The 23,724-nt window shown below is 47.9% G+C and carries 19 protein-coding genes and 1 pseudogene; 10 read left to right on the forward strand and 10 right to left on the reverse strand.

Features of this window, described 5'->3' with window-relative positions; translation table 11 throughout:
- Positions 1-703, reverse strand: a 703-nt coding sequence (locus FTO70_RS16955) for a hypothetical protein (RefSeq protein ID WP_255336956.1), incomplete at its 3' end; no start/stop codon positions are given.
- A gap of 540 nt (positions 704-1,243) precedes the next feature.
- Between FTO70_RS16955 and FTO70_RS16960 the strand changes: the two genes are divergently transcribed.
- Positions 1,244-1,408, forward strand: a complete 165-nt coding sequence (locus FTO70_RS16960) for a hypothetical protein (RefSeq protein ID WP_255336957.1) — start codon at positions 1,244-1,246, stop codon at positions 1,406-1,408.
- A gap of 444 nt (positions 1,409-1,852) precedes the next feature.
- On the opposite strand, the gene FTO70_RS16965 is transcribed toward FTO70_RS16960, so the two are convergent.
- The 5 genes from FTO70_RS16965 to FTO70_RS16985 form a co-directional block, all read right to left on the reverse strand.
- Positions 1,853-2,929: a metal-dependent hydrolase gene (locus FTO70_RS16965; RefSeq protein WP_255336958.1), complete on the reverse strand. Its 1,077-nt coding sequence runs from the start codon at positions 2,927-2,929 to the stop codon at positions 1,853-1,855.
- Positions 2,930-3,287: 358 nt separating this feature from the next.
- Positions 3,288-4,340, reverse strand: coding sequence for a metal-dependent hydrolase (locus FTO70_RS16970; RefSeq protein ID WP_255336959.1), 1,053 nt, complete (start codon positions 4,338-4,340; stop codon positions 3,288-3,290).
- 858 nt (positions 4,341-5,198) lie between these two features.
- Positions 5,199-6,026: a dienelactone hydrolase family protein gene (locus FTO70_RS16975; protein WP_255336960.1), complete on the reverse strand. Its 828-nt coding sequence runs from the start codon at positions 6,024-6,026 to the stop codon at positions 5,199-5,201.
- A gap of 256 nt (positions 6,027-6,282) precedes the next feature.
- Positions 6,283-7,365 (reverse strand): SWIM zinc finger family protein, encoded by a 1,083-nt coding sequence (locus tag FTO70_RS16980; RefSeq protein ID WP_255336974.1) that lies wholly within the window; start codon positions 7,363-7,365, stop codon positions 6,283-6,285.
- Position 7,366: 1 nt separating this feature from the next.
- Entirely contained in the window at positions 7,367-10,366 is a 3,000-nt protein-coding gene (locus FTO70_RS16985) for a DEAD/DEAH box helicase (protein WP_255336961.1), read from the reverse strand.
- 110 nt (positions 10,367-10,476) lie between these two features.
- Here FTO70_RS16985 and FTO70_RS16990 point away from each other — a divergent pair.
- Positions 10,477-11,687, forward strand: a pseudogene (locus FTO70_RS16990) (ISL3 family transposase).
- 14 nt (positions 11,688-11,701) lie between these two features.
- Here the strand turns inward: FTO70_RS16990 and FTO70_RS16995 are convergent.
- Both FTO70_RS16995 and FTO70_RS17000 read right to left on the reverse strand, forming a co-directional pair.
- Positions 11,702-11,911, reverse strand: coding sequence for a hypothetical protein (locus FTO70_RS16995; protein WP_255336962.1), 210 nt, complete (start codon positions 11,909-11,911; stop codon positions 11,702-11,704).
- Positions 11,912-11,965: 54 nt separating this feature from the next.
- Positions 11,966-12,418, reverse strand: a complete 453-nt coding sequence (locus FTO70_RS17000) for a hypothetical protein (protein WP_255336963.1) — start codon at positions 12,416-12,418, stop codon at positions 11,966-11,968.
- Positions 12,419-12,977: 559 nt separating this feature from the next.
- Between FTO70_RS17000 and FTO70_RS17005 the strand changes: the two genes are divergently transcribed.
- The 5 genes from FTO70_RS17005 (at position 12,978) to FTO70_RS17025 (ending at position 17,921) form a co-directional block, all read left to right on the forward strand.
- Positions 12,978-14,081: an MtaA/CmuA family methyltransferase gene (locus tag FTO70_RS17005; protein WP_255336964.1), complete on the forward strand. Its 1,104-nt coding sequence runs from the start codon at positions 12,978-12,980 to the stop codon at positions 14,079-14,081.
- Complete coding sequence (locus FTO70_RS17010) at positions 14,078-14,905, forward strand: cobalamin-dependent protein (RefSeq protein ID WP_255336965.1); 828 nt, start codon at positions 14,078-14,080, stop codon at positions 14,903-14,905. Before FTO70_RS17005 ends, FTO70_RS17010 begins: the two co-directional genes overlap by 4 nt.
- A 95-nt stretch (positions 14,906-15,000) precedes the next feature.
- Positions 15,001-15,147: a hypothetical protein gene (locus FTO70_RS17015; protein ID WP_255336966.1), complete on the forward strand. Its 147-nt coding sequence runs from the start codon at positions 15,001-15,003 to the stop codon at positions 15,145-15,147.
- The gene (locus FTO70_RS17020) at positions 15,132-16,751 is read left to right on the forward strand and encodes a methylamine methyltransferase corrinoid protein reductive activase (protein WP_255336967.1); all 1,620 of its coding nucleotides are present in this window, start codon (positions 15,132-15,134) and stop codon (positions 16,749-16,751) included. The genes FTO70_RS17015 and FTO70_RS17020 overlap by 16 nt, the downstream gene beginning before the upstream one ends.
- Positions 16,752-16,889: 138 nt before the next feature.
- Positions 16,890-17,921: a phosphatase PAP2 family protein gene (locus tag FTO70_RS17025; RefSeq protein ID WP_255336968.1), complete on the forward strand. Its 1,032-nt coding sequence runs from the start codon at positions 16,890-16,892 to the stop codon at positions 17,919-17,921.
- A 136-nt stretch (positions 17,922-18,057) separates the two neighbouring features.
- On the opposite strand, the gene FTO70_RS17030 is transcribed toward FTO70_RS17025, so the two are convergent.
- Entirely contained in the window at positions 18,058-19,581 is a 1,524-nt protein-coding gene (locus FTO70_RS17030; protein ID WP_255336969.1) for an MAST domain-containing protein, read from the reverse strand.
- A gap of 610 nt (positions 19,582-20,191) precedes the next feature.
- Here FTO70_RS17030 and pdxS point away from each other — a divergent pair.
- From pdxS to FTO70_RS17045, 3 genes are all read left to right on the forward strand, one after another.
- A complete protein-coding gene (gene pdxS, locus FTO70_RS17035) occupies positions 20,192-21,088 on the forward strand; it encodes a pyridoxal 5'-phosphate synthase lyase subunit PdxS (RefSeq protein ID WP_255336970.1) in 897 nt (298 codons plus the stop codon).
- 264 nt (positions 21,089-21,352) lie between these two features.
- The gene (pdxT, locus tag FTO70_RS17040; RefSeq protein ID WP_255336971.1) at positions 21,353-21,949 is read left to right on the forward strand and encodes a pyridoxal 5'-phosphate synthase glutaminase subunit PdxT; all 597 of its coding nucleotides are present in this window, start codon (positions 21,353-21,355) and stop codon (positions 21,947-21,949) included.
- A 380-nt stretch (positions 21,950-22,329) separates the two neighbouring features.
- The gene (locus tag FTO70_RS17045; RefSeq protein WP_255336972.1) at positions 22,330-22,737 is read left to right on the forward strand and encodes a pyridoxamine 5'-phosphate oxidase family protein; all 408 of its coding nucleotides are present in this window, start codon (positions 22,330-22,332) and stop codon (positions 22,735-22,737) included.
- 420 nt (positions 22,738-23,157) lie between these two features.
- Here FTO70_RS17045 and FTO70_RS17050 read toward each other — a convergent pair whose 3' ends face one another.
- A complete protein-coding gene (locus FTO70_RS17050; protein ID WP_255336973.1) occupies positions 23,158-23,418 on the reverse strand; it encodes a transposase in 261 nt (86 codons plus the stop codon).
- Positions 23,419-23,724: the final 306 nt, after the last annotated feature.

Raw genomic sequence — 23,724 nt, forward strand, 5'->3', positions numbered from 1 at the left:
TCTGAGCTTCATCGTAAAGAACTACCGCCTTTTCAAGATTTGCTATGCTGCCAACACCCATTTCAGCAAGTGCTTTCCTTGCATTACCTTCATTCACCAACGCATAAGCATAATCTGAACCTGTTTTTGGAAAAATATTCTGAGCTTCATCGTAAAGAACTACCGCCTTTTCAAGATTTGCTATGCTGCCAACACCCATTTCAGCAAGTGCTTTCCTTGCATTACCTTCATTCACCAACGCATAAGCATAATCTGAACCTGTTTTAGGAAAAATTTTCTGAGCTTCATCGCAAAGATAGACCGCTGTTTCAAGATTTGCCCTACTGTCTACACTCATTTCAGCAAGCTTGCAGCAGGCAACGGCGTTGTTTATTAATGCAGATTTTACTCTCTCTTTGTTATTTCCGGAAAGAGAAATGAATAGACTGTAGTAGAACCTACCAAGCAGAGAATTATTGAGTTCATTAATTCCTTCAGACACCTTTTCCAAGAAAAAGAACCCTTCATTTTCAAGAAAATCAAATAATTCGTCCACCTGCTGTAAGTTAATTAATCCTGATATGGATATAATGTGTGAAAACTCTTCTTTGGTAAAGCCAACTATTACATCAGCCGGAAGGTCAAAAATAGTTTCAATGAATAAATTTTTGTCATTGTTTGTGACCGCAGATTCCAGTTGATGCAGGAAAGCTTCTTTATCCATATAACGTTAAAAAGAGCTGATTTGTTTTAAATTTTATCAAATTGTTTGGAAGATGGGAGCAATTTTTAAATCGATCAAACTGAACGCGGCTAACAGGACTTTGGATAGAGCAAGGGAGAACTTCAGATTGCAAACGGTTCGTGGGGGATGAGCGGGAAGAGCCCCGGGCTAAAAATAAAAAAGAAGTTATTTTAATCTGCCGAACGAGCACCTCAAATCGAGAAAAAGCCGCCCCTCCACCTTCTACTCCTCCTCTGAAAAAAGCCCGGCCTCCGCATCATCAATCTGTTAGAAAATGAAACTCGGAGGAGAGGGGCGAGGAAGAACTTCAGATTGCAAACGGTTCGTGGGGAATGAGCGGGAAGAGCCCGCCGGCAAAAAATAAAAATGAAGTTATTTTTCTGAGTGAATGATGTAAAGAAAAGGCGTGTGTGGTCATTTAATTTGCTTACTCTTTATATTAATTATTAAGGAAAGGCGTTCACTTCGTGAACGGGGCTGCTGACGGGAACTACCAACCAGTGAGGGCCGCGGCTTCTGATGAATGAAAATGAAAAAAGTAACAGGGATTCTCAGATTGAAATTTCACAAAACAGGGCGGCCGGAATATCTGTGATAGCTAAAAAGCCGCCCCTTCCACCTTCTACTCCTCCTCTGAAAAAAGCCCGGCCTCCGCCTAAAAAATCTGTTAGAAAACTAACCTGAAATCGTCCTCTTGAGCGAACGAAGTGAGTGAAAAGGACTGCGTACTCCCGAGGCGCAATTCGGGAAGGACACCGTGCTCCCGAAGCGGAACTCGGGTGTTAGAAACGGTTCGTGGGGGATGAGCGGGAGGAGTCCGCAGGCGAAAAATAAAAAAAAAGTTATTTTAGTCCGCCGAACGTGATCCTCAGATCGAGAAAAAGCCGCTCCCTCCGCCTTCTACTCCTCCTCTGAAAAAAGCCCGGCCTCCGCCTCATAAATCTGTTAGATAACTAACCTTAAATCGTCCTCTTGAGCGAACGAAGTGAGTGAAAAGGACCGCGTACTCCCGAGGCGCAATTCGGGAAGGACACCGTGCTCCCGAAGCGGAACTCGGGTTATATAGCTTTCATTGGCATTTAACAGGTGTTTATAAATGAATATTAAATTGCAATGAAGATTTGAATTTCACGCAAACAGCTTAACCAGTTCCCGCTCAAACCAGTTATCAGCCAGCCTCTCCTCCTCTTCCCCATGCACACTCGCATACACCTCATACTCTTCGCTATCCTCATAAAATACGAACCTGTAAACCGTTTCAAAGTAAGCCCAGTACCGGATATACGGGTTCCTGGCATCGCTCAGTACAACCGTAACCGAGCCGTTTTCCCCGGAAACGTTATAAACCGGATAATCGATCTCCAGGGGGACCCCGCTCAGGTACAGTTTCTCCGTTTTTGCAGCGTATTCGGAAGCTTCCGGCACGTCTCCTGATACGGACATTTTTTCAACAAAGCCGCTTCTTTCAATCCCTCCCCAGTAGGTGGTTTCCAGGATCCTGTAGTGGGTGTCGTTATACGAATAGGCTGAGAGGAACCTGCCTGCGGATGCGGGATAGGTGTTCTGGTAGCTGATCTCAGCCCCTTCGGCTTCGGAAATGTGGTGTACCACCAGGACTTTTGCAATAGGGGCCACCGCAAACCAGAGCATGAGCACAAAGATCAGGGCGGCGTAAAGTTTATTGTCGTTTCTTCTCACATAAGTGCAGAACCCTTTGAATTTCCCCTCCCATCTTCCCCTGTTTTTCATTTCATCCACAAGCACTATGAAGAGAGGAAGCAGGGGGAGGAGATTTAGCAGCGGGTCGAAGAAATAAATGGCCCCGAGGATTGAGGAATCGGTGCTGAAAGGATAGAGGGGGCGCATTTTCCAGCTTGTTGCGTAGTCCATGTAGAAATGGGAAATAAGGGCTGCAAACCCACCTGCAGTCAGGAGCCGGTCTTTTGTCCTGAACCAGAGGAGAAGCGTAACAAGGGAAATGAAGAGCAAGGAGTGCATGAACTCCCGGTGGCCAAGGATGTAGAAGAGCTGGTTCCGGGCGGCATGGCTAAGGCTGTCACTGATAAAGAAAAATACCATGTGTGGGATGAAGTCCAGGTCCGGCAGGATGGACAGAAATGCTATCGTCCACCTTTTATTTCCTTTAAAGCCGAGGGCAAGGGCGATTAAGAGGCCGACCCCGAGGTGAGAGACCGTGTTTACCATGTTTTTTCGTTCCGGGTTTACAGCATTTTGTTTTTAAGAAGAAAGTGGGGAAACTATATTGACTTTATTGAAAATTGCTTTTATTGAAAATTGCTTTTATTGAAAATGTCCTCATTTTTAGTCCGTTTGGTTCCTCTTGAGCGGAGGGGGAAGCAAACCGTTTTTGAGAAATATTAAAGTTGTTCCGGAGAAGTACGTGCAGGTGACCCGAAACAGGCAAAAAATAAAAAATAAGAGTTGAAAATCGGCTTAAGACCGGTTTAAAACTGGTCATTATATGCAACCGGCCGGTCATTTTTCAGTCATCCGGTCATTCAGTCAGTCGGCAAGTCAGCCAGTCGGTCATTGTAAGTGATGGTCACTCAAACCGGTTCCGATCAAGTTTCACTTCCGTCCTTCCGTATTTGCTTAAATACGCCTCATACTCTCCACTTTCCCTATCAAAAACGAATCTGTAAACCACATCAAAATAAGGCCAGTTTTTGACATACGGGCTCCTGGCATCGCTCATGATGACCGTAACCTTGCCGTTTTCTTCCGAAACGGTATAGACCGAATAATCGATCTCCTGCGGGACGCCGCTTCTGTAGAGTTTTTCTGCCCGTTCAACGTAGGCTGAGGCGTCAGGGACGTTGCCTTTCACGGAGACTTTTTCGACATAGAAGCTCTTTTCAGTCCCTGACCTGTAGCTGGCTTCCAGGAGTTTGTAGTGGGTATCGGAATAGGAATATGCTGCAAGGTATCTGGTCGAAGAAATCGGATAGGTGTCATTGTAGCTGATCTCAGCTCCTTCGGCTCTGGAGATGTAGTCTACAAGGAAGACTTTTGCAGCCGGGAACAACACAACCCAGACAAGAAGGACTGCAAGGACGGATGCGTAGAACTTTTTCCCCTTCGGGTCCGGAAGAGAGGGAAACTTGTCTAATTTCCCGTTCCATTTGCCCCTGCTTTTCATGTATTCTGCAGCCAGGATAAGGAGAGGCAGCAGAGGGAGGATGTTTACCAGGGGGTCGAAGGAATAAGTGCTTCTAAGGACCGAAGCATCGGTGATAAGCGGGTAGAATATGCGCATTTTCGCGCTTGTGGTGTAGTCCAGGAGGATATGGGAGAAAATGGCTCCGAAAGCCCCTGCAGTAAAGCGCCTGTCCTTAGTCCTGAGCCAGATGAGAAACGTGACCAGAAAGACGAAAAAGATTGAGTGCGAAAACTCCCTGTGCCCCAGCAGGTAGAAAAGCTGGGTTCGGGCTTCATGGCTTACGCTTCCGCTGAGGAGCGTAAAAGCCGAGTAGGTGAGATAGTCGATGTCCGGAAGGGCGGAAAGAGCAGCCAGACTAAGCCTTCGCTTTCCTTTGTAACCCAGGGCAAGAGCGATAAGAAAGCCAATTCCAAGGTGGGAAACTGTGTTTACCATGAATTATTATTCCGTTTTTAGATTTATTGTTCCCTGAATGGAAAAGCAAAATCTATGATCCATTTTAGTGAAGATGCCACCATTAAATCAGGTACCCCCCATAGTATTTAGCTGATATTATATAAACGGATTGATAATTAAAATATTGAGAGGGAAATGAAGACGGTTGAACCAAAATGATCCGGACAAAGCAAATGTAATTTCCTTATTTTAGTTATTCACTGAAACCTTTTTCTACTTGCTTTTCAGGTACCGACGCTCTCACCGGCTGCCGAAGCAGCCGGCCTTTTCCATAAAGTATAATTGAATGACCAAAAAGGGCATCAGAGTGACTGAAAAGGGTATCAGAGTGACCAAAAAGGGCATTAGAATGACTGAAAAATGTGTTTTGACAACTGAAAAGTGAATCCGAGAGACTGAGGAGAAGAGTTCAGTAAAAATATAGGATTAATTTTGGAGGCTGTGTACTGGAGCATGATCTATAGAAATAAGGGACACGTGATCTATAGAAATAAGAGAAAGGATTACTATTCTAGATGAAACCTATTCTAGATGAAACATGATTTATCAACATGTCTTTATTTATCAGAATTTTACAGGCTTTTAATTCAAACAGTTATCTATTTTTTCAAAATACTTTTTTCAGGAAAAGGCCGGTTGCTGGCGCAACCGGTGAGAACATGGGGTCTGAGCCGCAAATAGACGCAAAGCTTGAGGGTTTCTCCAATCTGCAAATAGATGCCAAGAAAGCCGAGAAAATGGAAAAAACAAAGTTTTCGAGCTAAGTTGGACCGGAAAAAAGGAGGGAAAAACCTGGAAAAAAATAGAGGGAATGGAATCGTGCAATAGGAGCCGGAATCAAACCAGCGTCCGGTTAAAAAACTCAATCATTTCCCCGTAAGCGTCCAGGGCAACGAAGCTTTCCGAAAGTTCGCCGTCTTCGGTGATCATGAAGCCGTGAGGCTCTCCCTGGTACACTTTCAGCTCGAAATATTTGTCGGCTGCGTCCAGCTCCCCGGCGTATCTGTAGATGTCGGAAATGTTGCTTGGCTGGTCCCGGGTGCCGTGAATCATCAGCATCGGAGAATCAAGCTGGCCTGCAAGGTCTGCGGGTTTGTCAGGCTGGGTTTCCGAATCTCCTGCGTAAGGAAAGCCGTACCAGGCAACCCCTGACTTGAATTCCGCAACCTGGGGCAGGAAAAGCATGGTATACCTGCCGCCGGCACAAAAACCGGTAAGGCCCAGCTTTTCAGGGTTTACGTCATCCCTTCCCTGCAGGTAGGTTATGCTGCTCCTGACCAGGGACTCTACCTCTGCGTCCGGCGGGGACTGCGAGTAATTTTGCCACTGCGGAGCGACCACCACATACCCGTCCGCTGCCATCCTGTCCACCATCTCTTTATAGCCGGGCTGAAAGCCGTTAAAGGAATGGATCAGCACCACAGCCGGATAACTCCCCTCCGATGCAGGAGCTGCAGTATATGCAGGGTAGGCCTGATCCTCACTTAAGATGTCAACGGTTTCGTTTCGAATATCCGCAGGAACGCTCCCGGAAGCTTCGGGAACGGTTGGGACATCGGGACTCGGAGGGACCTCTGGCTCGGAATCCCCCGAATCCGTGCAGCCTGAAGCACCGAGCAGGCACCCTACAAGCAAAAACACCAGTAATATATTACTCTTGTTCAATTATACCCCCCACTCAAGAATCTTATATGGCAATCAAGTTCTGATCTATAATTCTGATCTATAATTCTAATCTATATTTCTAATCTGTAATTCTAATCTGTAATTCTAATCTGTAATTCTAATCTGTAATTCTAATCTGTAATTCTAATCTGTAATTCTGATATGGATGTTTGATCCTGCTAATTCGCCTTAACCGTATACTTGTATCCGTGAGCAGAAAACTTTACCCCTTAATAGGGAGAAGAGCAGAAAAAATTCATTTTTGCTCCCCTAAAAATACCCTCATCCCTGCCGGGGAAGCTTTACTGTAGACCTTTTCCAGCATCTCAAGAAAATCCTCTTCCCCGCTCCAGAAGGGGAATTTGCCAAGCCTTTTTGGAAGGGCTGCCGGGACCTGCGGGATGTGAGCCTCGAGGGTCGGGCCTTTTACCCCCTCCGGGCTTTCCGCAGGCCTGCCCCAGAAGGCTTCCGGCTCAAGAGGCAGGGATTCGGGTGAAACATGAGCGGCTTCAACTCCGGCTTCGGTTTTGGCTCCGGTTTTGGCTCCGGTTTTGGCTCCGGTTTTGGCTCCGGTTTTGGCTCTGGCTTTGGCTCTGGATCCAGCCCCGGTTTCAGCACCGATTTCAGCACCAATTTCAGCACCAATTTCAGCACCAATTTCAGCGCCGGTTTCATATTCTGCCTCGGGAGCTTTTATGAGGATCCCCGCTTCCGGCTGCATGCCTGCGTTTTCCGGGGCCGGGCCTTTTCCGAGGCTGGACATGAAATCGTCCATGTCCACACCCCTTAGCTTGAAAATAAGGAAGGGGTCACGGTCAAACTCTTCCCCGAGCAGGTAGTAGACGGCTGCAATGTGCTTGCAGGGGTTTGACCAGTCCGGGCAGGAACAGTCCGTGTCCAGGTCATCGAGCTTTTCCGGAAAGAGGGAAAGCCCGGCGTCCTCAAAGATAGGTTCAATGTCTTCAGGCATCTCGCCTGCGAGCAGCTTTGCCGCAAAAATGGGTTTTTGGGAGAGCTTTTCAGCCAGGAGGTCCCATTCGGAGCCCGTAAGGGTCCTGACCTTGATAGTCACAGAATAGGGTTTCGGGCTTGAGCCCTGCACTTTTGCCCTCACAAGCCCGGTTTCTATCTTTACGGACGTTACCTGGCCCTTTCTGGCATAGCTCTTGCCGCGGGTCAGCCTGGCCCCGATGTTAAAGCTTTCAAGGGTTTGGATCCAGCGTTTGGCCCACCAGCTCTGGCCAAAGCCCCCACGTTTCGATTTTGCCTTGATCCCGCCCTTGACCTCAATGGGTTTTGAAGGCTCGTAATATCCGTAACCGTCCCAGTAAGCTGCCATTTTATTCACCTACCGCCTCTTCTCTGAGAGCAAAGATGTCTTTCAACTCCTCATTTGAAAGTTCCGTAAGCCAGTCTTCACCTGTGCCGACAACATTTTCTGCGACCTGCACTTTACGCTCGATAATCTCGTCGATTTTCTCTTCGAGCGTCCCTGCGCAGATAAACTTGTGGACTTCCACATTCCGGGTTTGCCCTATACGAAACGCCCTGTCAGTTGCCTGGTTTTCCACAGCCGGGTTCCACCAGCGGTCAAAGTGGAAGACGTGGTTGGCCCCGGTCAGGTTAAGCCCCGTCCCTCCCGCCTTGAGGGAGAGGACGAAAATAGGGAGATACTCTTTCCCTTCCTGGAAGCGCTCAATCATCCGGTCCCGCTGCTTCCTGGAAACTCCTCCGTACAGGAAGAGGACCTCACAGCCGAAACGTTCCTGCAGGTGCTCTTTTAACATCCTGCCCATCTCCGCAAACTGGGTGAAAACAAGGGCTTTTTCCCCGTTTTCCAGGACGGTTTCAAGCATTTCCGAAAGCCGTGCAAGCTTTCCGGACCTGTCCGGGATACTGGAGTTGTCCTTAAGGAACTGGGCAGGGTGGTTGCAGACCTGTTTGAGTCTCATAAGCGTAGAGAGGATGATGCCCCTCCTCTGGATGCCTTCAGCCTCGTCTATTGCTTCTTCGACATCCTCGAGGACTGCGGCATAAAGGGACGCCTGCTCCTTTGTAAGTGTGCAGTAGGTCTTCATTTCCATTTTATCCGGCAGGTCGGAGATGATCGACTGGTCGGTTTTCAGGCGGCGGAGAATGAAGGGCCCTGTTATTTCTTTTAGCCGCCGGGCTGCTTCCTGGTCGTGCTCGGCCTGGATAGGGATAAAAAAGTTTCTTTTAAAACTTGCACGATTTCCAAGGAAACCGGGGTTCAAAAACTCCATGATGGACCAGAGGTCTCCCACGTTGTTCTCGACCGGGGTCCCGGTCAGAGCTATCCGGTAATCTACCTCCAGGGCCCTGGCCGCCCTCGCCTGTTTAGTCTCCGGGTTCTTGATGTTCTGGGCTTCGTCAAGCACGACTCCTGCCCAGGGGACCTCTTTGAGGAACTCGATGTCCCGCTGGAGGAGCCCATAACTTGAGACAACTATAGCGTGTTTCTTTGCCTCCTCCGGAAACTCTTTTTCCTTTTTCCGGCTGATGCCGTGGTGGACCATTACAGGAAGTCCCGGAGTAAACCTGGCAGCCTCTTTTCTCCAGTTATTGATAACCGAAGTCGGACAGACAAGGAGAACAGGTTTCCGGTTCCGGGCCTCAGTTTGTTCCCAGTCCCGCTGGATAAGGGCAAGGGTCTGGACAGTTTTCCCGAGCCCCATGTCATCTGCAAGACAGGCGCCAAGTCCCCACTGCCGCAGGAAAGCAAACCAGGAGTAACCGCGGACCTGGTAAGGGCGAAGCTCCCCTGAAAAAGCTTCCGGAGCTTTCAGTTCTTCAAACCCTTCCCGGCCCTTCAACCGTGAAATAAATTCTTCGATCCAGCCAGTCGCACTGAGCCCTTCAAAATCAAACCCTTCGGCTTTTTCCGAAGCCCCAAGCGCCATCTTCACAACGTCCCGCAGGCTTGCCTCTCCATGCGGGTTCTTCTTCCAGAAATCGATTGCAGCCCGGATTTCCTCATCGTTTACCTCTACCCACTGCCCGCGGACCTTTACAAGAGGGGCCTTGAGCTCAGCCAGGGCCTGCAGTTCTTCGACTGTCAGCAGCTTGTCCCCGAGGGCAATTTCCCAGTCAAAGCTGATTATTTTGTCAAGGGTCAGCCCGCTTCCGATCTGCAGCTGCTTGCCCTTGACCTTTGCCTGGGCCCTTAAATGGGTTTTTGTGCCTTTGCGGGTCCACCAGCCAGGGAGCAGGATCCCAAAACCCGCCTGGTTCAGGGAAACTGCCTTTTCGGTCAGGAAACCATAAGCCTCCCTGATGTCCAGCGCATACCCGGAAGGGGCCGGTTTTTCGAGACTGGACGCAATTTCCGGACTTAGGCTGGCAGCCTGCCCGAGGGAGGAAAGAAGAAACTGACGGATGTTTTTTACGTCGTATTTTTTCAGGACACTGTCCTTTTTCGGTTTCCAGGCATCTTTTACCTGGACCAGGAGGCTGGGGTCTTCATAGGGCTGGAGGAGGTAGCGGACGTACCACATGCCTTCCGGGATTTCTATGTCCCCGCTCTCTTTAACCTCCCCAATATATTTACCCTCTCCGGGCCCTTCAACCTCTTCGATCTCTTCCGGCCTTTCAGGCTCACCGCTTATCCCTTCTTCAGATTCGGGTTCTTCTAACCGGAAAGAAAGCCGGAACGGGGAGGTGGTCAGGATGGTCAGGGGGCGCTGCCATTCCCGGGCCCGGGCTGCAAGCTGCAGGATTTCGTTTTCATCCCCGTATATCAGGCCATCCTGGCTATGCAGGGCAAAAACCCAGGCATCATGTATGCTGTCAAAGGAAGGGGTTTTACGCTTCGTCCTTGCAGGCTCCTTTTTCTCAAGCGAGGTGCGGACTATGCGGTCAAGGGAATCGGCGATAAACTCCCTGAGCACAAAAACCGCAGGCTTTTCAGGCGGCCTGTCCGAAGGTTCGGGAGGGAGAGCACGACTAAGGGCCCTGGCGGCAGGAGGCATCTGCTTTGCCAGTTTTGCCAGTTCTCCTGCGTCCTCTCCGGCAAATACGGGTTCCCAGATAGCCACGTATTTCCCTTCCTCAACCCTGACGCCGGGCAGGTATTTCTGTCCGGCTGCAAGCGAACCTGCAAATTTCAGGGCTTCCGTCCACCAGACGAGGTCGCTTCCCGGAATTATGCCAGGGGCCAGGACCTTTTTTCCCATACAGGCGCAGAGAAAGTCCACGACTTCCTCCGCTTCAAGGAGGTATGTGGAAACAGTCCAGGGAGCCAGGGTTAAATTTGCCTTCGAATCAGGAGTGTCAGCAATGAGAGGGCTTGAAGGGACGGGACTTCCACCTCTGGCTGGCATCCAGATTTTGGCTCCTCGTCATGTAATATGGGTAGGGTTTTATAATAAAAACATAATATAAATATGTATTACTATATTTGACGTAAACAACTTCAGGAGTTTGATTGGCCATTTGCGAAAAAACATTCGAAATTCCTTTAAATGTTGAAAACCCTTGGCACATAGCAAACTTTGATTTTGATCCTATCTCCGAGAATCTTGACATTTGGCTTGATTTTGAACGTGGTTCTAAATTTCCGTGTCCTAAGTGCGGTAAACCAAACTGTTCTGCTTATGATACTAAAGAAAAAGTGTTGCGGCACATTAACTACTTTCAATACAGTACCTATTTGCACTGTAGAGTTCCACGAGTTAAATGTAGCAATTGCGGAGTTCTCCAAATAAAAGTTCCATGGGCTCGTGAAAAAAGTGGTTTCACTTTTAGAATGGAAGCTATGATCCTGAAACTGGCAAAAACAATGCCAGTATTACAAGTAGGGAAGTTGCTTGGAGAAAATGACAAGAAGCTTTGGAGAGTTATATTCCATTACGTTGACAAAGCAAGAGCAAAGGAAGACTTCTCTGACGTTTCAAAAATTGGTGTGGATGAAACATCAAGAAAGAAAGGGCATAACTACATAACGATTGTTGTCGACCTTGATAGCTCTAAAGTACTATTCGTTTGTGAAGGAAAAGATTCCTCGACCATCACCAAGTTTAGTAAAGATTTGCAAAACCATAATGGGAATCCTGAAAACATCCAACATGCCTGCTGTGATATGTCTCCCTCTTTTATAAGTGGCATTACAGAAGAATTTCCAAAAGCAATGATTACATTTGATAAATTCCACATAATGAAAACAATGAATGAAGGAGTGGATGAAGTCCGAAAACAAGAAGTGAAAAAAAAGAAGAACTTAAAGGTACCAAATACCTGTGGCTCAAGAATGAAGAAGACCTCAGTGGAAAGCAAAAAGAAAAGTTTTACAAACTTAAAAATCGGAACCTAAAGACGGTAAAGGCATATATCATAAAGGAAAAACTTCAGAAATTATGGGACCTCTTGAATAGGGATGAGGCTGAACAACATCTCAAAAAATGGTATTTTTGGGCAACTCATTGTAGGTTAGATCCAATAATTGAAGTTGCTAAAACGATCAAGAACCACTGGAACGGTGTCTTGAACTATTTTGATTCAGGGTTAACCAATGGTATAGTGGAAGGCATCAATAGCATTGTTCAGTTACTTAAAAGAAATGCAAGGGGTTATCGAAACCCTCAATATTTTGCCACAATGATCTATCTAAAATTAGGTAAACTCGATTTCGCATTACCCACTTGAAAAGTCGAGGAGCCTTAATTTATTGCCTCTTTCCGGGAGAACTCGACTGAGAGCTCCTCAAGGGCAGCAGCCATGCCCTCTGCACCGGCATCATAAGGATAGGGTTTTGCGACGGGTTTTTTCGGGGGCCGCCCCCTCTTAACTGCCTGGGCAGTTTCTTCGGCAGGGCTTTCTCCCCATAAAAAGAATTGCTTATCGATCCTTCCGGCATGCAGGATAATCATAGCTGAATGTAAGGAGAAAGAATTATTTAAAATAATGGAAGCCAGGCACGTTTTTTACATCTCGATAATCTCTTTGATAAAGTCCCTTTCGGAGCGGTAAACTTCGAATTTTGCCACCTTGCCTATTTCCAGCATGTTGAAGTCTTCCCTGTGTACCCGGTACTCCCTGACTTCGTTTTCCACACAGAGCCGCATGAGGACCATATACTCGATTTCAGGATAAACCGTTTTCAATTCGGCTTCCACTGACTCGTTTACCTGCAGGTTTTCGGAGCCCTCAGGAAAGATTTGCCCGCAGGAAACATTCAGGGCCGAGACCCCTTCCGGGCCTTCCCGGAAAATGAGGACTTTTTCATCCCCTTCAACTCCCATAACATCTTTTTGAAGGATATAACCGACCTCAGTGACCGGGGACATGAAACCTTTGAATGAAATGAAAATAACGGTCGCAATAAAAATAAGGATCGCTCTTTTCCGGCGGGTGTCATCAATCTGGTTCAATTTCAAGCAATCGGCCTCTGTCTCTTGAGATGAAATGCCAGTCACTAATCTGAGATATAAATTATTATGGAGAATAATGTGCGATAGATAGTATCTCAGAAGATATCAGGTTAATTGTCGTTATAATCATAAGTATTTTTTTACAGCAGAATAATTTCGGAACATTTCAGGCTGTTTATTGGGAACAAAATGAAGTAATCCGGGAAAAAAGGCATACATTTAAAAAATATTAAGTTGTTATATAAATTTAAGAAGTATAAAAGTTTTTCTTTATTATACTAAATGTATCCGATTAAATATCAGATGTGCATAATAATATATGTCAACGTAACACGTGTGAACTTTTGCAATGTCGCAGTAAATTTAAACAAGCTTTTCCGAAGTACTGGAAAAAGACAGGCAAAAGGGAAATTAAAAAACGAAAAATTTCAGGTATATACCTGACTGCGGGTTGCTACTCCTTCACCCATTGGGTGCCATAAACAAAAACGCATTAGTTGACACTCTGGTTGCGGGATATGACAGATTAAATTTTATTGCAAGATGGAATCCGGAGACATAAAACATGGTAAGCGAAATGACTCCAACCCGAAGAGCTCTGGCAGCAGTGCTTGGAGGCAGGGTTGACTACGTACCCCCTGCCAACCCCCTGGCCCAGACCACAGCCGAACTGATGCAGGTCTGCAATGCTTCCTGGCCAAAAGCCCACTTTGACAGCAAAATGATGGCAGACCTTGCAGCCGCACCCTATGAAGTCTGCGGCATTGAGGCTGCACGCCCTCAGTTTGACATTTCCCTGGAAGCGGAGGTCCTGGGGTGCAAACTTGACTGGAACAAGCCGGACAGGCCTCCCGTAACCGGCCCTGCCTATACGGACCCGGCCGATGTAACCTGGCCCGACAACCTGGAAGAAACCGGAAGAATTCCGGTCGTGCTCGGAGCAATCAACGAACTGAGGAAGCGCTACGAAGGCATGCTCCCTATCATCCCCGTACTTACAGCCCCCTTTACGGTAGCCGGCCACATAGCAGGCGTTGAAAATCTGGTAAGGTGGACAAAGACCGACCCTGAAAAAGCCCACGCCTTCATTGAGGCTGCCACTGACTTCGTTATTGCATACGGAAGGCTGCAGACCGCTTACGGGGCACATATCCTTTTCCCTGCTGACCCCTCGGCTTCAGGAGACCTGATTTCTGCGGAAACGTACAAAGAATTCGTGCTCCCTGCCCACAAAAGGATGGCAAGGGAAATCAGCTGCCCCCAGATCCTGCACATCTGCGGAGATACGAGCAAACTCCTGCCCTACATAAAACAGAGCGGAATCGACTGCTTCTCCTTTGACGCCGTGCCTGTCTGGTACTGCCGCCAGGTAATGGGCAACGAGATGTCCATCCTCGGAAGCCTGGACGTAATCGACCTGATGCCAAACGGCACCCCCGAGCAGGTCTACAACAGGACCCGGGAATGCATCCTGCAGGGAACCGATGTTGTAGGGACTGCATGTGACGTCTCATTCGGGACCTCCCTCGAAAACCTCAGGGCCTATGTCAGGGCCTGCAAGGAGACACCGATCCCGAAACCAGGGGACATCGATGAACTTGTCAGGCAGATAGGAGTAGGTATCGGAAGGAACATGAAAGAAAACGTCCTGGGAGGAATGCAGGAATGATCAGGCATATCGACCTCGCAGTCCAGAAGATCTTCGAGATGAAAGAAAAAGAGCCTGCGAAGTTCAAGAAACTCATTGACGAAGGGATCATGATCGGTCTCGGGGTGGACCTTGGGGACAGGAACAAAGAAGTGACCACCGCCGACCAGATAAAGGAGAATAACAGGCCAAAGGACCTCGAATATGCAGCCGTGGCAGAAGCGGTGATCGCGGGGAACAGGCCAGAAGCCACAAAACTCACAACTGGCCTCCTTGAAAAAGGAAAAGACCCGACAGACCTTGTCTTAAACGCCCTTATGCCCGGAATCCAGACCGTGTGTGAGCTTTACGACATAGGTGAAAGCTATGTCCCGGAAATCCTGCTGGCAAACGAGGCACTCCTCGGAGGAGTGGAACTCTGTCAGGAAAAGATAGGGGACATCCCCTCCCAGGGGAAGGTAGTATCCCTTGTTATTGTGGGAGACCTGCATGACATTGGCAAGAATATAGTGGCAGCCATTCTGAGGGCTAACGGGTTTGACGTCGTAGATCTCGGAAGAGACATAACGGTGGAAGCAGCCGTCGAAACCGTAAAGGCAGAAAAAGCCGACCTTGTTACCGGAACAACCCTCATGAGCACTACCAAAGTAGGCCTTAAAGACCTTGCAGAAGCCCTGGAATCCGAAGGCGTCCCTGTCGCCTGTGGTGGTGCTGCCGTGGACAGGCACTTCGTTGAGACCTTTGCCAACTCGGTATACGGAAAAACTCCGCTTGACGCAGTAAAAATAGCAAAGAAGATCTGTGCAGGAAAGAGCTGGGAAGAAGTCCGCAAGGAACTTCACTGATTTTACTTCAACTTTCCGGTTTTCTTTTTTTCTTTTTTATTTTTTCCGGTCCCTACCTCTTTTTTAATATTCTGGAAATCAATAGGAAAATAAATGTGAGCCAGAGGGGGATAAAAACAGAAAAAAGTAAGAAAAGTAAGGGAAGCACAAAGCCAGAAAACAGTAAGGGAAGAATAAAGCCGGGAAAGGATGAAAAAAGACCTTTAACAAAACCCTTGGATAAAACATGGATCAAGCTATAAATATCGATATCGGCACCAGCGGGATCAGGGCCCAGCTCCTTGACCTTACGGACTCTTCTGTCCTGAGAACGGCAATTTTGTCCAGAAACCCGCTTCCGGGTGCAAATGTCGTTGACCATATGGACTTTGCGATCAGCTACGGGCAGGGCACAGCCCATGAAATCCTCATTTCAGCCGTAAACTCCCTGATAAAAAACCTCAAACCCGAAAACCCCAAAAGAATAGCCGTTTGTGGAAATCCGATCCAGCTGTCGCTTTTCGAAGGCGTGGAAATCCGGGACCTTGCATTTGCGGGAAAAAACGCCCTTGAAAAAATGCATGTAAAGCCTCCGGAAAGGAATGGGCATATCGTTTCAGGAAATGAAATAGGGCTTTGCGCAGATGTTGATGTGATTATCCCGCCTTCAATAAGGCATGAAATCGGAGCCGATGCCCTTGCCATGATGATAAAGACCGGGTTTCTGGATTCCTCCGAAACCTGCATGGTTACGGATTACGGGACCAATGCGGAAATGGCCCTTAAAGTGGACGATAAGATATATACAGGGTCGGCTGCTGCAGGCCCGGCCATGGAAGGACAGCAGATAAGCAAAGGCATGCTGGCAACCCCCGGAGCAATTGCCGACATGCAGCTTTCCGCCGGGGGCTGGCAGACCCTTGCCCTTGATGAAAAGCTCAGGCTTGTGGAAGGGCCTAAAATCAACCTGCGTGAAGGGACCTTTAAACCCTCTGGATACCCTGTAAAGGGGATTACCGGCACAGGCGTAATTGCCCTTATGTACGCAGGCCTTCTTACCGGCATAATAAAACCCCCCCATATCGAAGGCGGCAGAATCCGGATGGAAAAAGGGATCACGTTTACGGAGGAGGACGTAGTAGAAGCCGGAAAAGCCTTCGGAGCCCTGAGAGCAGGTCACCTTACCCTGATGCACGAAGCAGGAATAGCATACGAAGACCTTGAAACAATGTACATGTGCGGAGCCAGCGGGACCTACGTTGACCCTCATAAGGCACGGTTTACGGGAATAGTGCCTGCAACCCCAAAGCGTATAGTACAGTGCGGAAACACATCCCTGGAACTTGCAAAAGATCTGGCATTCGATCCCGATTACCTTACCTGTCTCAACGACATGAAAAAGTCAATCCTTGCCAACCACATTATGTTTGCCTCCTCTCCTACCTTTGCAGCCATCTATATCCAGGAAATAGCTTTCTGGAACGAAGGGATGCCGCTGGAAAAATACAATACAAACCTCGAACGCTCGGGAATCCAGCCAATACCGAAAAAACTGCAGGAAAACATCATTGAAAAGCGGTATGAAAGAGACATCAGGGAACTTGGAAAAAGTCTGGAGATCATGGAGCCGAAATGCGGGTTTATTGCCACCATCCGGTGCAGCGGCTGTGATACCTGCGTGAAAGGATGCCCTGAAGAAGCACTCTCAAGAGAAAATGAAAGTTTCAGGATCAATACTGCGAGATGTCTTGGCACTGCCTGCAGGAGATGCGAAGAAAGGTGCCCTGAAAAGAATTTCTCGATCAGCGATTTTAAGCTGGATTCCAAGGACGTGGAGAACTGTAAAAGCAATTTTGCGCCAGTTTAACAGAGTTACACAGTTTAACATAATTAAGCCTCAATATCCTCAACCCAACTCAACATAAAATTTTTACAGGTTGTCAGCTTTCTGAATAGAGCCGAGACATATGCTTTCTGGTACACATTTTATTGAGGAGTCGCCCCCTTGTTCCAGACCGAACCGATACTCTATCTCCAGTCCCAGGGGTCTGACTGGCTTACAGCCCCTATGGCCCTTATCACTTCCATGGGCACTGCAGCTTTTTTTGCTGCAGTGATAATTGCCGTCACGTTCGGAATCGATTTCCGAAAAGGCTTTTTACTCTTCCAGCTGCTGCTCTGGACCGGGGCTGCCACGGAAATACTTAAGGTGGTCTTCGCTCTTCCGAGGCCCGATTTTGTGGACCTGAGAGTCCTGAACCTTGAAAAAGGGCTTCCCAACACGTCCCCGTTTTCCGGACAGGGAGGAGAAGGGTTTTTTGCGCTCCCTGAAAAGGAAGCCCTGGAGGCTTTCGGGGCCCAGGTAAATAGTATTGCTTCCAGTTCCCGGCACGGTCTCTACGGTTTTCCTTCGGGGCATGTTTCAACCACAACAGCGTTATGGGGAGGAGCAGCCCTCATCTTCGGAAACCGTGCAATCCGGGGAATGGCACCGGCAGTGGTCCTTTTGATGGCTTTCTCAAGAATGTACCTGGGAAGGCATTTCCTGGGGGACGTGCTAGGGGGGTTCATGCTGGGCCTTATTATGCTGTTTGCTTTTTCTGCATTCCTTGGAAGCCGCCTTAATGACGATTTTTTCAGGAAAGAAAGCTTTCTGCCCTCAGCCAAATTTCCAAACGGCTTGTTTTACCTTTTCATGTTCATAGTCCCCCTGCTGCTTGCAGCCTCATCCATGATAGGTCACGATGTTGCCGGTTTTCTCATGGGGACAAATGCGGCATACATTTTAGTGGTACGAAAAGGGATCCCTGATGACAGCGGGACTGCAGGACAGCGGACCACCCGTGCGATGATGGCGCTCCTGACTTTCGCCACAGCCGCCGCCATGCTGGCTGCGGGAATAAACGCTGCAGGAATTGAAAATTCCCTTAATCCGGGTGTAATAGAATTTGCGGAAGCCTTCATCCCGGCCACCACGGTATGGGTCTCCGTAATAATCTGCTCCAGGCTCGGCCTGTACGGAAAAGCCCGGACGTAAAACACAAAGAACAAAGAAAATAGGTAGAAAGAAAAACAAACAATTCAGGAAAGACCGGACATAAGCCCGGCACAATTTCCTGATTTATATCTTCGATTTTTAACTCTGATTTACAGATCTAATTTTTAACTCTGATTTATGTCCTGCGCCTCAATCCGTATGCTGCAGCCATAACTGCAAGCCCGAGCCCGAATTCGAATGCCGGAGCTGATTCTCCCTCGCCTTCTCCTTCAGTTTCGGGTTCTTCAGTCCCGGACTCTTCGGATTCCGAGACATTTTCAGCGGCTTCTTCACCTTCAGCGCCTTCCAGGTCTATTATTAATTCGTGTTCCGAAAATTCAGGGATATACACTGCCATAGTGGCGGTCCCGTTTTCCTGCACGAGATAGCAAAGAGGCCTGTCCCCGCCGGCAAAGAGTTCATCGATGCTGTCGGCTTTTTCGATTACCTCACCGTCATACCTGAGCCTGAGGCGTTCGGGGTCGGAAAGGTCAATGGTCTCATTGTCCACATTTACAGTTATGACCCTGCCTTCCGGAAGGTCCGATTCAACCCCGAGCACAATGCGGTCCCTCTCCCTTTCCCGGACCTGCACACCCATTGGGGTGTAGCTCACGACAGATGCATTTTCCCCGTTTGCACGGAGGGCCAGTTCGGCTCCGACCCTGCCGCTGGCAATTTCCCTGTTAAGGACCTGGTGCATATAAGCTGCCCGGGTGCTGTAGCGGTACTGCGTCTGCATGAAAGCCGGGTCCATAGGGCTTGCCCTGAACATGACAACGCTGTTTTCCACAAGGGTAACCGTGACCTTATCGCCCGAGATTTCCACGTCAAGCCCGCTGAGAGGCTCGTCGCCAGGGTCCTCTGCCAGATAGTTCTTGAAAACAGTCAGGTAGCCTTCGAAATTGTTTTTGGTGATTTTCACGAGGATTGCATCTTCCAGGTCTTCCGAAAGCTCGTCTTCAAGGCTTGCCTCAACCCCGTCTGCCAGGTCGAAGACAACGGTCTTGTCGGCAAAGGCCCTTATCTGGAGAACGCCCATGGGATTGTCATGCAGGTAAACCTGGCTGTCGGTGCCCTGGTAGGCGGCACTTGCTCCTGCAACCTGCTCACTTTCGAAATCAAAGTTTGAGATCGTGACCGAGTCAAAGATCGGGTCTCCTCCGACGGCAAAATTGCTGATCTCCCCGGCCTCTTCGTCAAAACTGAAGGTCGTGAAATTCCCGTATGCAAAGCGGCCCTGACGCATGAAATACATCCCCTGTCCCATGCCGCCTCCCCTTACCGCCTGCACGGCATGCTGGCGCATCATGAGCTGCTGCCGGGCATTGAGAGAGGCCTGAGTCTGCTGCGTGTTCATGGCCATGTAGCTGGCAATTTCCTGCCCTGAAACCCCATACTGCTCTTCAACCTCCAGGATTGTAAGCTGAGGGTCCATGTCCTCCGGGAGCCCGAGGTCGGAAATTGCATCCTCAACCGGGATTCCGAAATTGCTGCAGGCTTCCTCAAATGTCATCGACCCGAATCCTGCAAACCTGTTATCGTACTGGTCAAGTCCGTAGCCATTCATCATTCCGGACCCCATTCCGGGTCCCATACCGTCGCCTGTCCCGCCTCCTGGGCCCATCTGGGCAGAGGCAGAAGACACACCCAACAGCATAATCAAAAGAACACAGAATAAAAATACATATGAAGATTTCATTTTCATATTTTTATTCCCCCTATCAATAGACCGGTGCAGCCTGAGAAGTGCGAGCTAACCCGGACTAAAATACCTTAATAGAACATTTCAACACTTCTTTATATGGTTTTCTCAGAAGATCCTGCCCACAAGAACGGGTTTGATACAGGTTTAAAGGAAAGGGTGTCTTCCCCGGCCGGAGGAGGATGAGAATCTATAGTTTTCCAAAAGCCTTATATTGAAAAATTGATCATTGCCCATCCAGTAATTTATGATAGGAAAAATATGAAGAGAGGAAAAACTTTTAGTTAACTTAAGGGAAAATTCCTCCTGATTCTTTTCGTAAGGAATAACTTAAATAAAGCTTTTAACTATTGAGCGTATTCACAATTCAAGGGAGCAACAGAAAATAGGAAATCGTAACCTGATGGTTGCAGCAATAGAAAATAGAAGCAGAAATAAAATATGGATTCAACAGTAAAGATTCAACACACGGAATATATTCTTCCATGGAATAAATTTTTCTGAGGGATCCATTTTCCACGAAATACATTTTATTGATTATATTAAAACAGAGAGGATGACATTAATGGACTTTGAAAAATTGAGACACGGGACCGAACTTATTAAGCGGGGCTTTGCAAGGATGCAGAAGGGGGGTGTGATCATGGACGTGACTACCCCCGAGCAGGCCAGGATTGCAGAAGAAGCCGGAGCAGTTGCGGTCATGGCACTTCAGGCTGTCCCGGCAGATATCAGGAAAGAGGGCGGAGTGGCCCGGATGGCAGACCCTGAAATCATCCAGCAGATCATCGATACTGTCACGATCCCCGTAATGGCAAAAGCCAGGATCGGGCACTTCGTGGAAGCCGAAATCTTAGAGGCCCTCGGTGTTGACATGGTGGACGAATCCGAAGTCCTCACCCCTGCCGACCCCTACTTCCACATCGACAAGACAGAATTTACCGTACCCTTCGTCTGCGGAGCCAGGAACCTCGGAGAAGCCCTCCGGAGGATCAACGAAGGGGCAGCCATGATCCGGACCAAGGGAGAAGCCGGAACAGGTGACGTCAGCCAGGCCGTCAAGCACATGAAGCAGATCCAGGGCGAGATCCGTGCCCTTGCAGGCAAGACGAAAGAGGAACTTATCCTGGTCGCAAGGGAAATCGAAGCCCCGATCGAGCTCGTAATCGAAACCTCGAAGATGCAGCGCCTCCCTGTCGTGAACTTCGCAGCCGGTGGAGTTGCAACCCCTGCCGACGCCGCCCTCATGATGCGCCTTGGCGCCGACGGAGTCTTTGTGGGTTCAGGGATCTTCAAAGCCGAAAACCCCGAGAAGATGGCAAAAGCAATCGTTGAAGCCGTAAACAATTACGACAACCCTGCAAAACTCGCCGAAATCTCAAAAGGCGTTGGCAGCGGCATGAAAGGCATCAGCGCCGACACCATCCCTGCAGAAGAAGCACTTCAGGGACGCGGCTGGTAACCCGCCCGAGTCCCGTCTCGGGAGGACGGAGCCCTTTTCGCTTCGCTCAAGAGGGCTAATTTACGGGTTTTAGCAGTGAGCTTCGCTTGAGAGGACTAATTTGCAGGTTGTATCAATGAACTCCACTCAAGCGGACTAAAAAACTTTAATTTTTTTAAAAAATAGCTTTATTCTTACAGGCCGCTAAGGATAAATCAATTCAATTTTTTTTAGAAGCATTGATTCAACAAATGAAGAATTAATTTTCACAAAATGGTGTTTTTTATGAAGATCGGTGTAATCGCTATTCAGGGGGCGGTTTCTGAGCATGTTGAGGCTTTGAAGAGAGCCCTTGCCGAAAGAGGGGCAGATGCAGAGGTTGTTGCGATAAAGCATAAGGGCATTGTGCCTGAGTGCAGTGGGATTGTGGTCCCTGGTGGAGAGAGTACGACACTCTGCCGCCTGCTGGCCCGTGAGGGGATTGCAGAAGAGATGAAGGAGGCAGCTGCAAAGGGAGTCCCGATTATGGGGACCTGTGCGGGGCTGATCGTGCTTGCAAAGGAAGGGGATGAGCAGGTGGCAAAGACCAGCCAGGAACTGCTCGGGATCATGGACACAAAAGTTAACAGGAACGCCTTTGGGAGGCAGAGAGACTCTTTTGAGGCGGAACTTGAGCTTGAGATTCTTGATTCGCCTTTTACGGGTATTTTCATCCGGGCCCCTGCAATCGTGAGCTGCGGGCCGGATGTGCGCATACTTTCAAAACTTGATGACCTGATTATCATGGCCGAGCAGGGAAATGTTCTGGCGCTTGCATTCCATCCTGAATTAACCGGGGATTTGCGTATCCACCAGTATTTCCTGGACAAGATTTTCAACTGAAGTTAAGAAGGACTGCCGGAGTTATTCCGGCACTGTTTCTATTTTTATTTCGTTATTTTGCTCCTTAGTTATTTTGTTCCTTCGATTTTTGCTCCTTAGTTATTTTGTTCCTTCGATTTTTGCTCCTTAGTTATTTTGTTCCTTCATTCTTTCTTTATTTCATTCTTTTGTGCTTTATTTTCCACCGTGAACTCGGAAGAGAAGAGAATTTTATCTGCCCCCTATTTGTGATTTCAATGGATCTTCCGGAAAACATAGTATAAACTGTTCAATAATTCTACATGTCTTTTCCATTTTTGAAACAGGTTTATACTTATATATTGAAAGTGATAATATTAGTAAAAATATTAGTAAAAACCAATTCAATCAAGGGTGAGAATATGGTAAAACTGACAGCAGAAATGAAAGAAGATTTTGCAAAGATGAGGATTTTCCCGTTCGCGACCGCTTCCAAGAGCGGAGACCCGAACGTTGTACCGATTGGCTTTTGCAAGCTTCAGGAAGACGGGGAGACGGTCTGGATTGCAGACAACTACTTCTATAAGACCCGAAAGAACCTTGAAGAAAACCCAAGGGGGGCAATCTACGTCTGGGGTCCTGAGGTCAAGGGCTGCTACCAGATCAAAGGGGACTTCGAGATCAAGACCGAAGGGGAAGACTACGAGAAGATGTACAAAATGGTCAAGTCCATGGGGGACAGGTTCCCGGCAAAAGCCCTTGCAGTCATGAAGATTACGGAAGTTTATGAGTGCAAGTCCGGAGCAGAGGCCGGAAAGAAGCTTCTCTGATTCCCTTCAGAACCACTTATAAAATTTGCGATTTTATCCTGGCCGGGAGGATTGAGAAACGTCCTCACGATTTCTCCTTTTTTAAAGAAATATATAGGAGTTACGCAGTTTGGTCTTCTCATATCGTTTTTAATCAAAGTTGCGCTGGCGCACCCCGCTGCAAGCAACGGGGTATGTTCGCGACACCGCTGAAAATTCCGTAAAAGAAGACAATAGACCTGACGTGGTTTAGTTCGAGCAGAAGTTAACAAACAAAAAATAGGTTTGAGAAATCGTATATCATCAACGGTTCTCGGGGAAGTGTCCATCCCCGCAGCAAGCTGCGGGGTATTCGACTGAAATAACTTTCCACATATGTGAATTAATTTACTGTGTATAGAGGGTCGTTTAAATATGCTGTCACTGCTACTCTGTTAATTTTCATAGTACTTTCAAACCAGGATATCCACTTTTAATTCTCTGTAACTCCAGTCTAATGAAAGCTCTTAATGAGAACATTATATGTGCTCTTTGTGACTCTTCCTTTCTTGCCTGACATTTTTCGACGCCACAAAACTGTTTAATCCCTCGATGATATTCCTCAATTTTCCATGACTTCTTTGCCAAATCTTCACGTTTTGATTCTTCCATATCTTGCACATCCGTAACCCAGTGTTGCGTGTCTCCATCTTTTGAAACCATCCGAAACACCTTACAAATCCATATGCTTTGAGGTGAACCACACGTCCTTTTGGAGGAATGTCTATCGTTTCAAGTGGCACATTTCCCTTGTTGTCATGATTTACCAAACGGTTACTCTTTAACCTTGTAAGGAGGTGCCATTCTTTCTTCCTTATTGCTTTAAGGTTTTTCACACTTGCATACTAGTGTCTCAGCAATTTAATTATAATACATATTAATATATTCTGAATGCCATGATACCTTCATGATAGAAATCAAACTTGACGATGATGAAGTGAAGTATCTCCAAGATTTTGTAAATAAAGG

Source organism: Methanosarcina sp. KYL-1 (assembly GCF_024372725.1).
Classification (GTDB): domain Archaea; phylum Halobacteriota; class Methanosarcinia; order Methanosarcinales; family Methanosarcinaceae; genus Methanosarcina.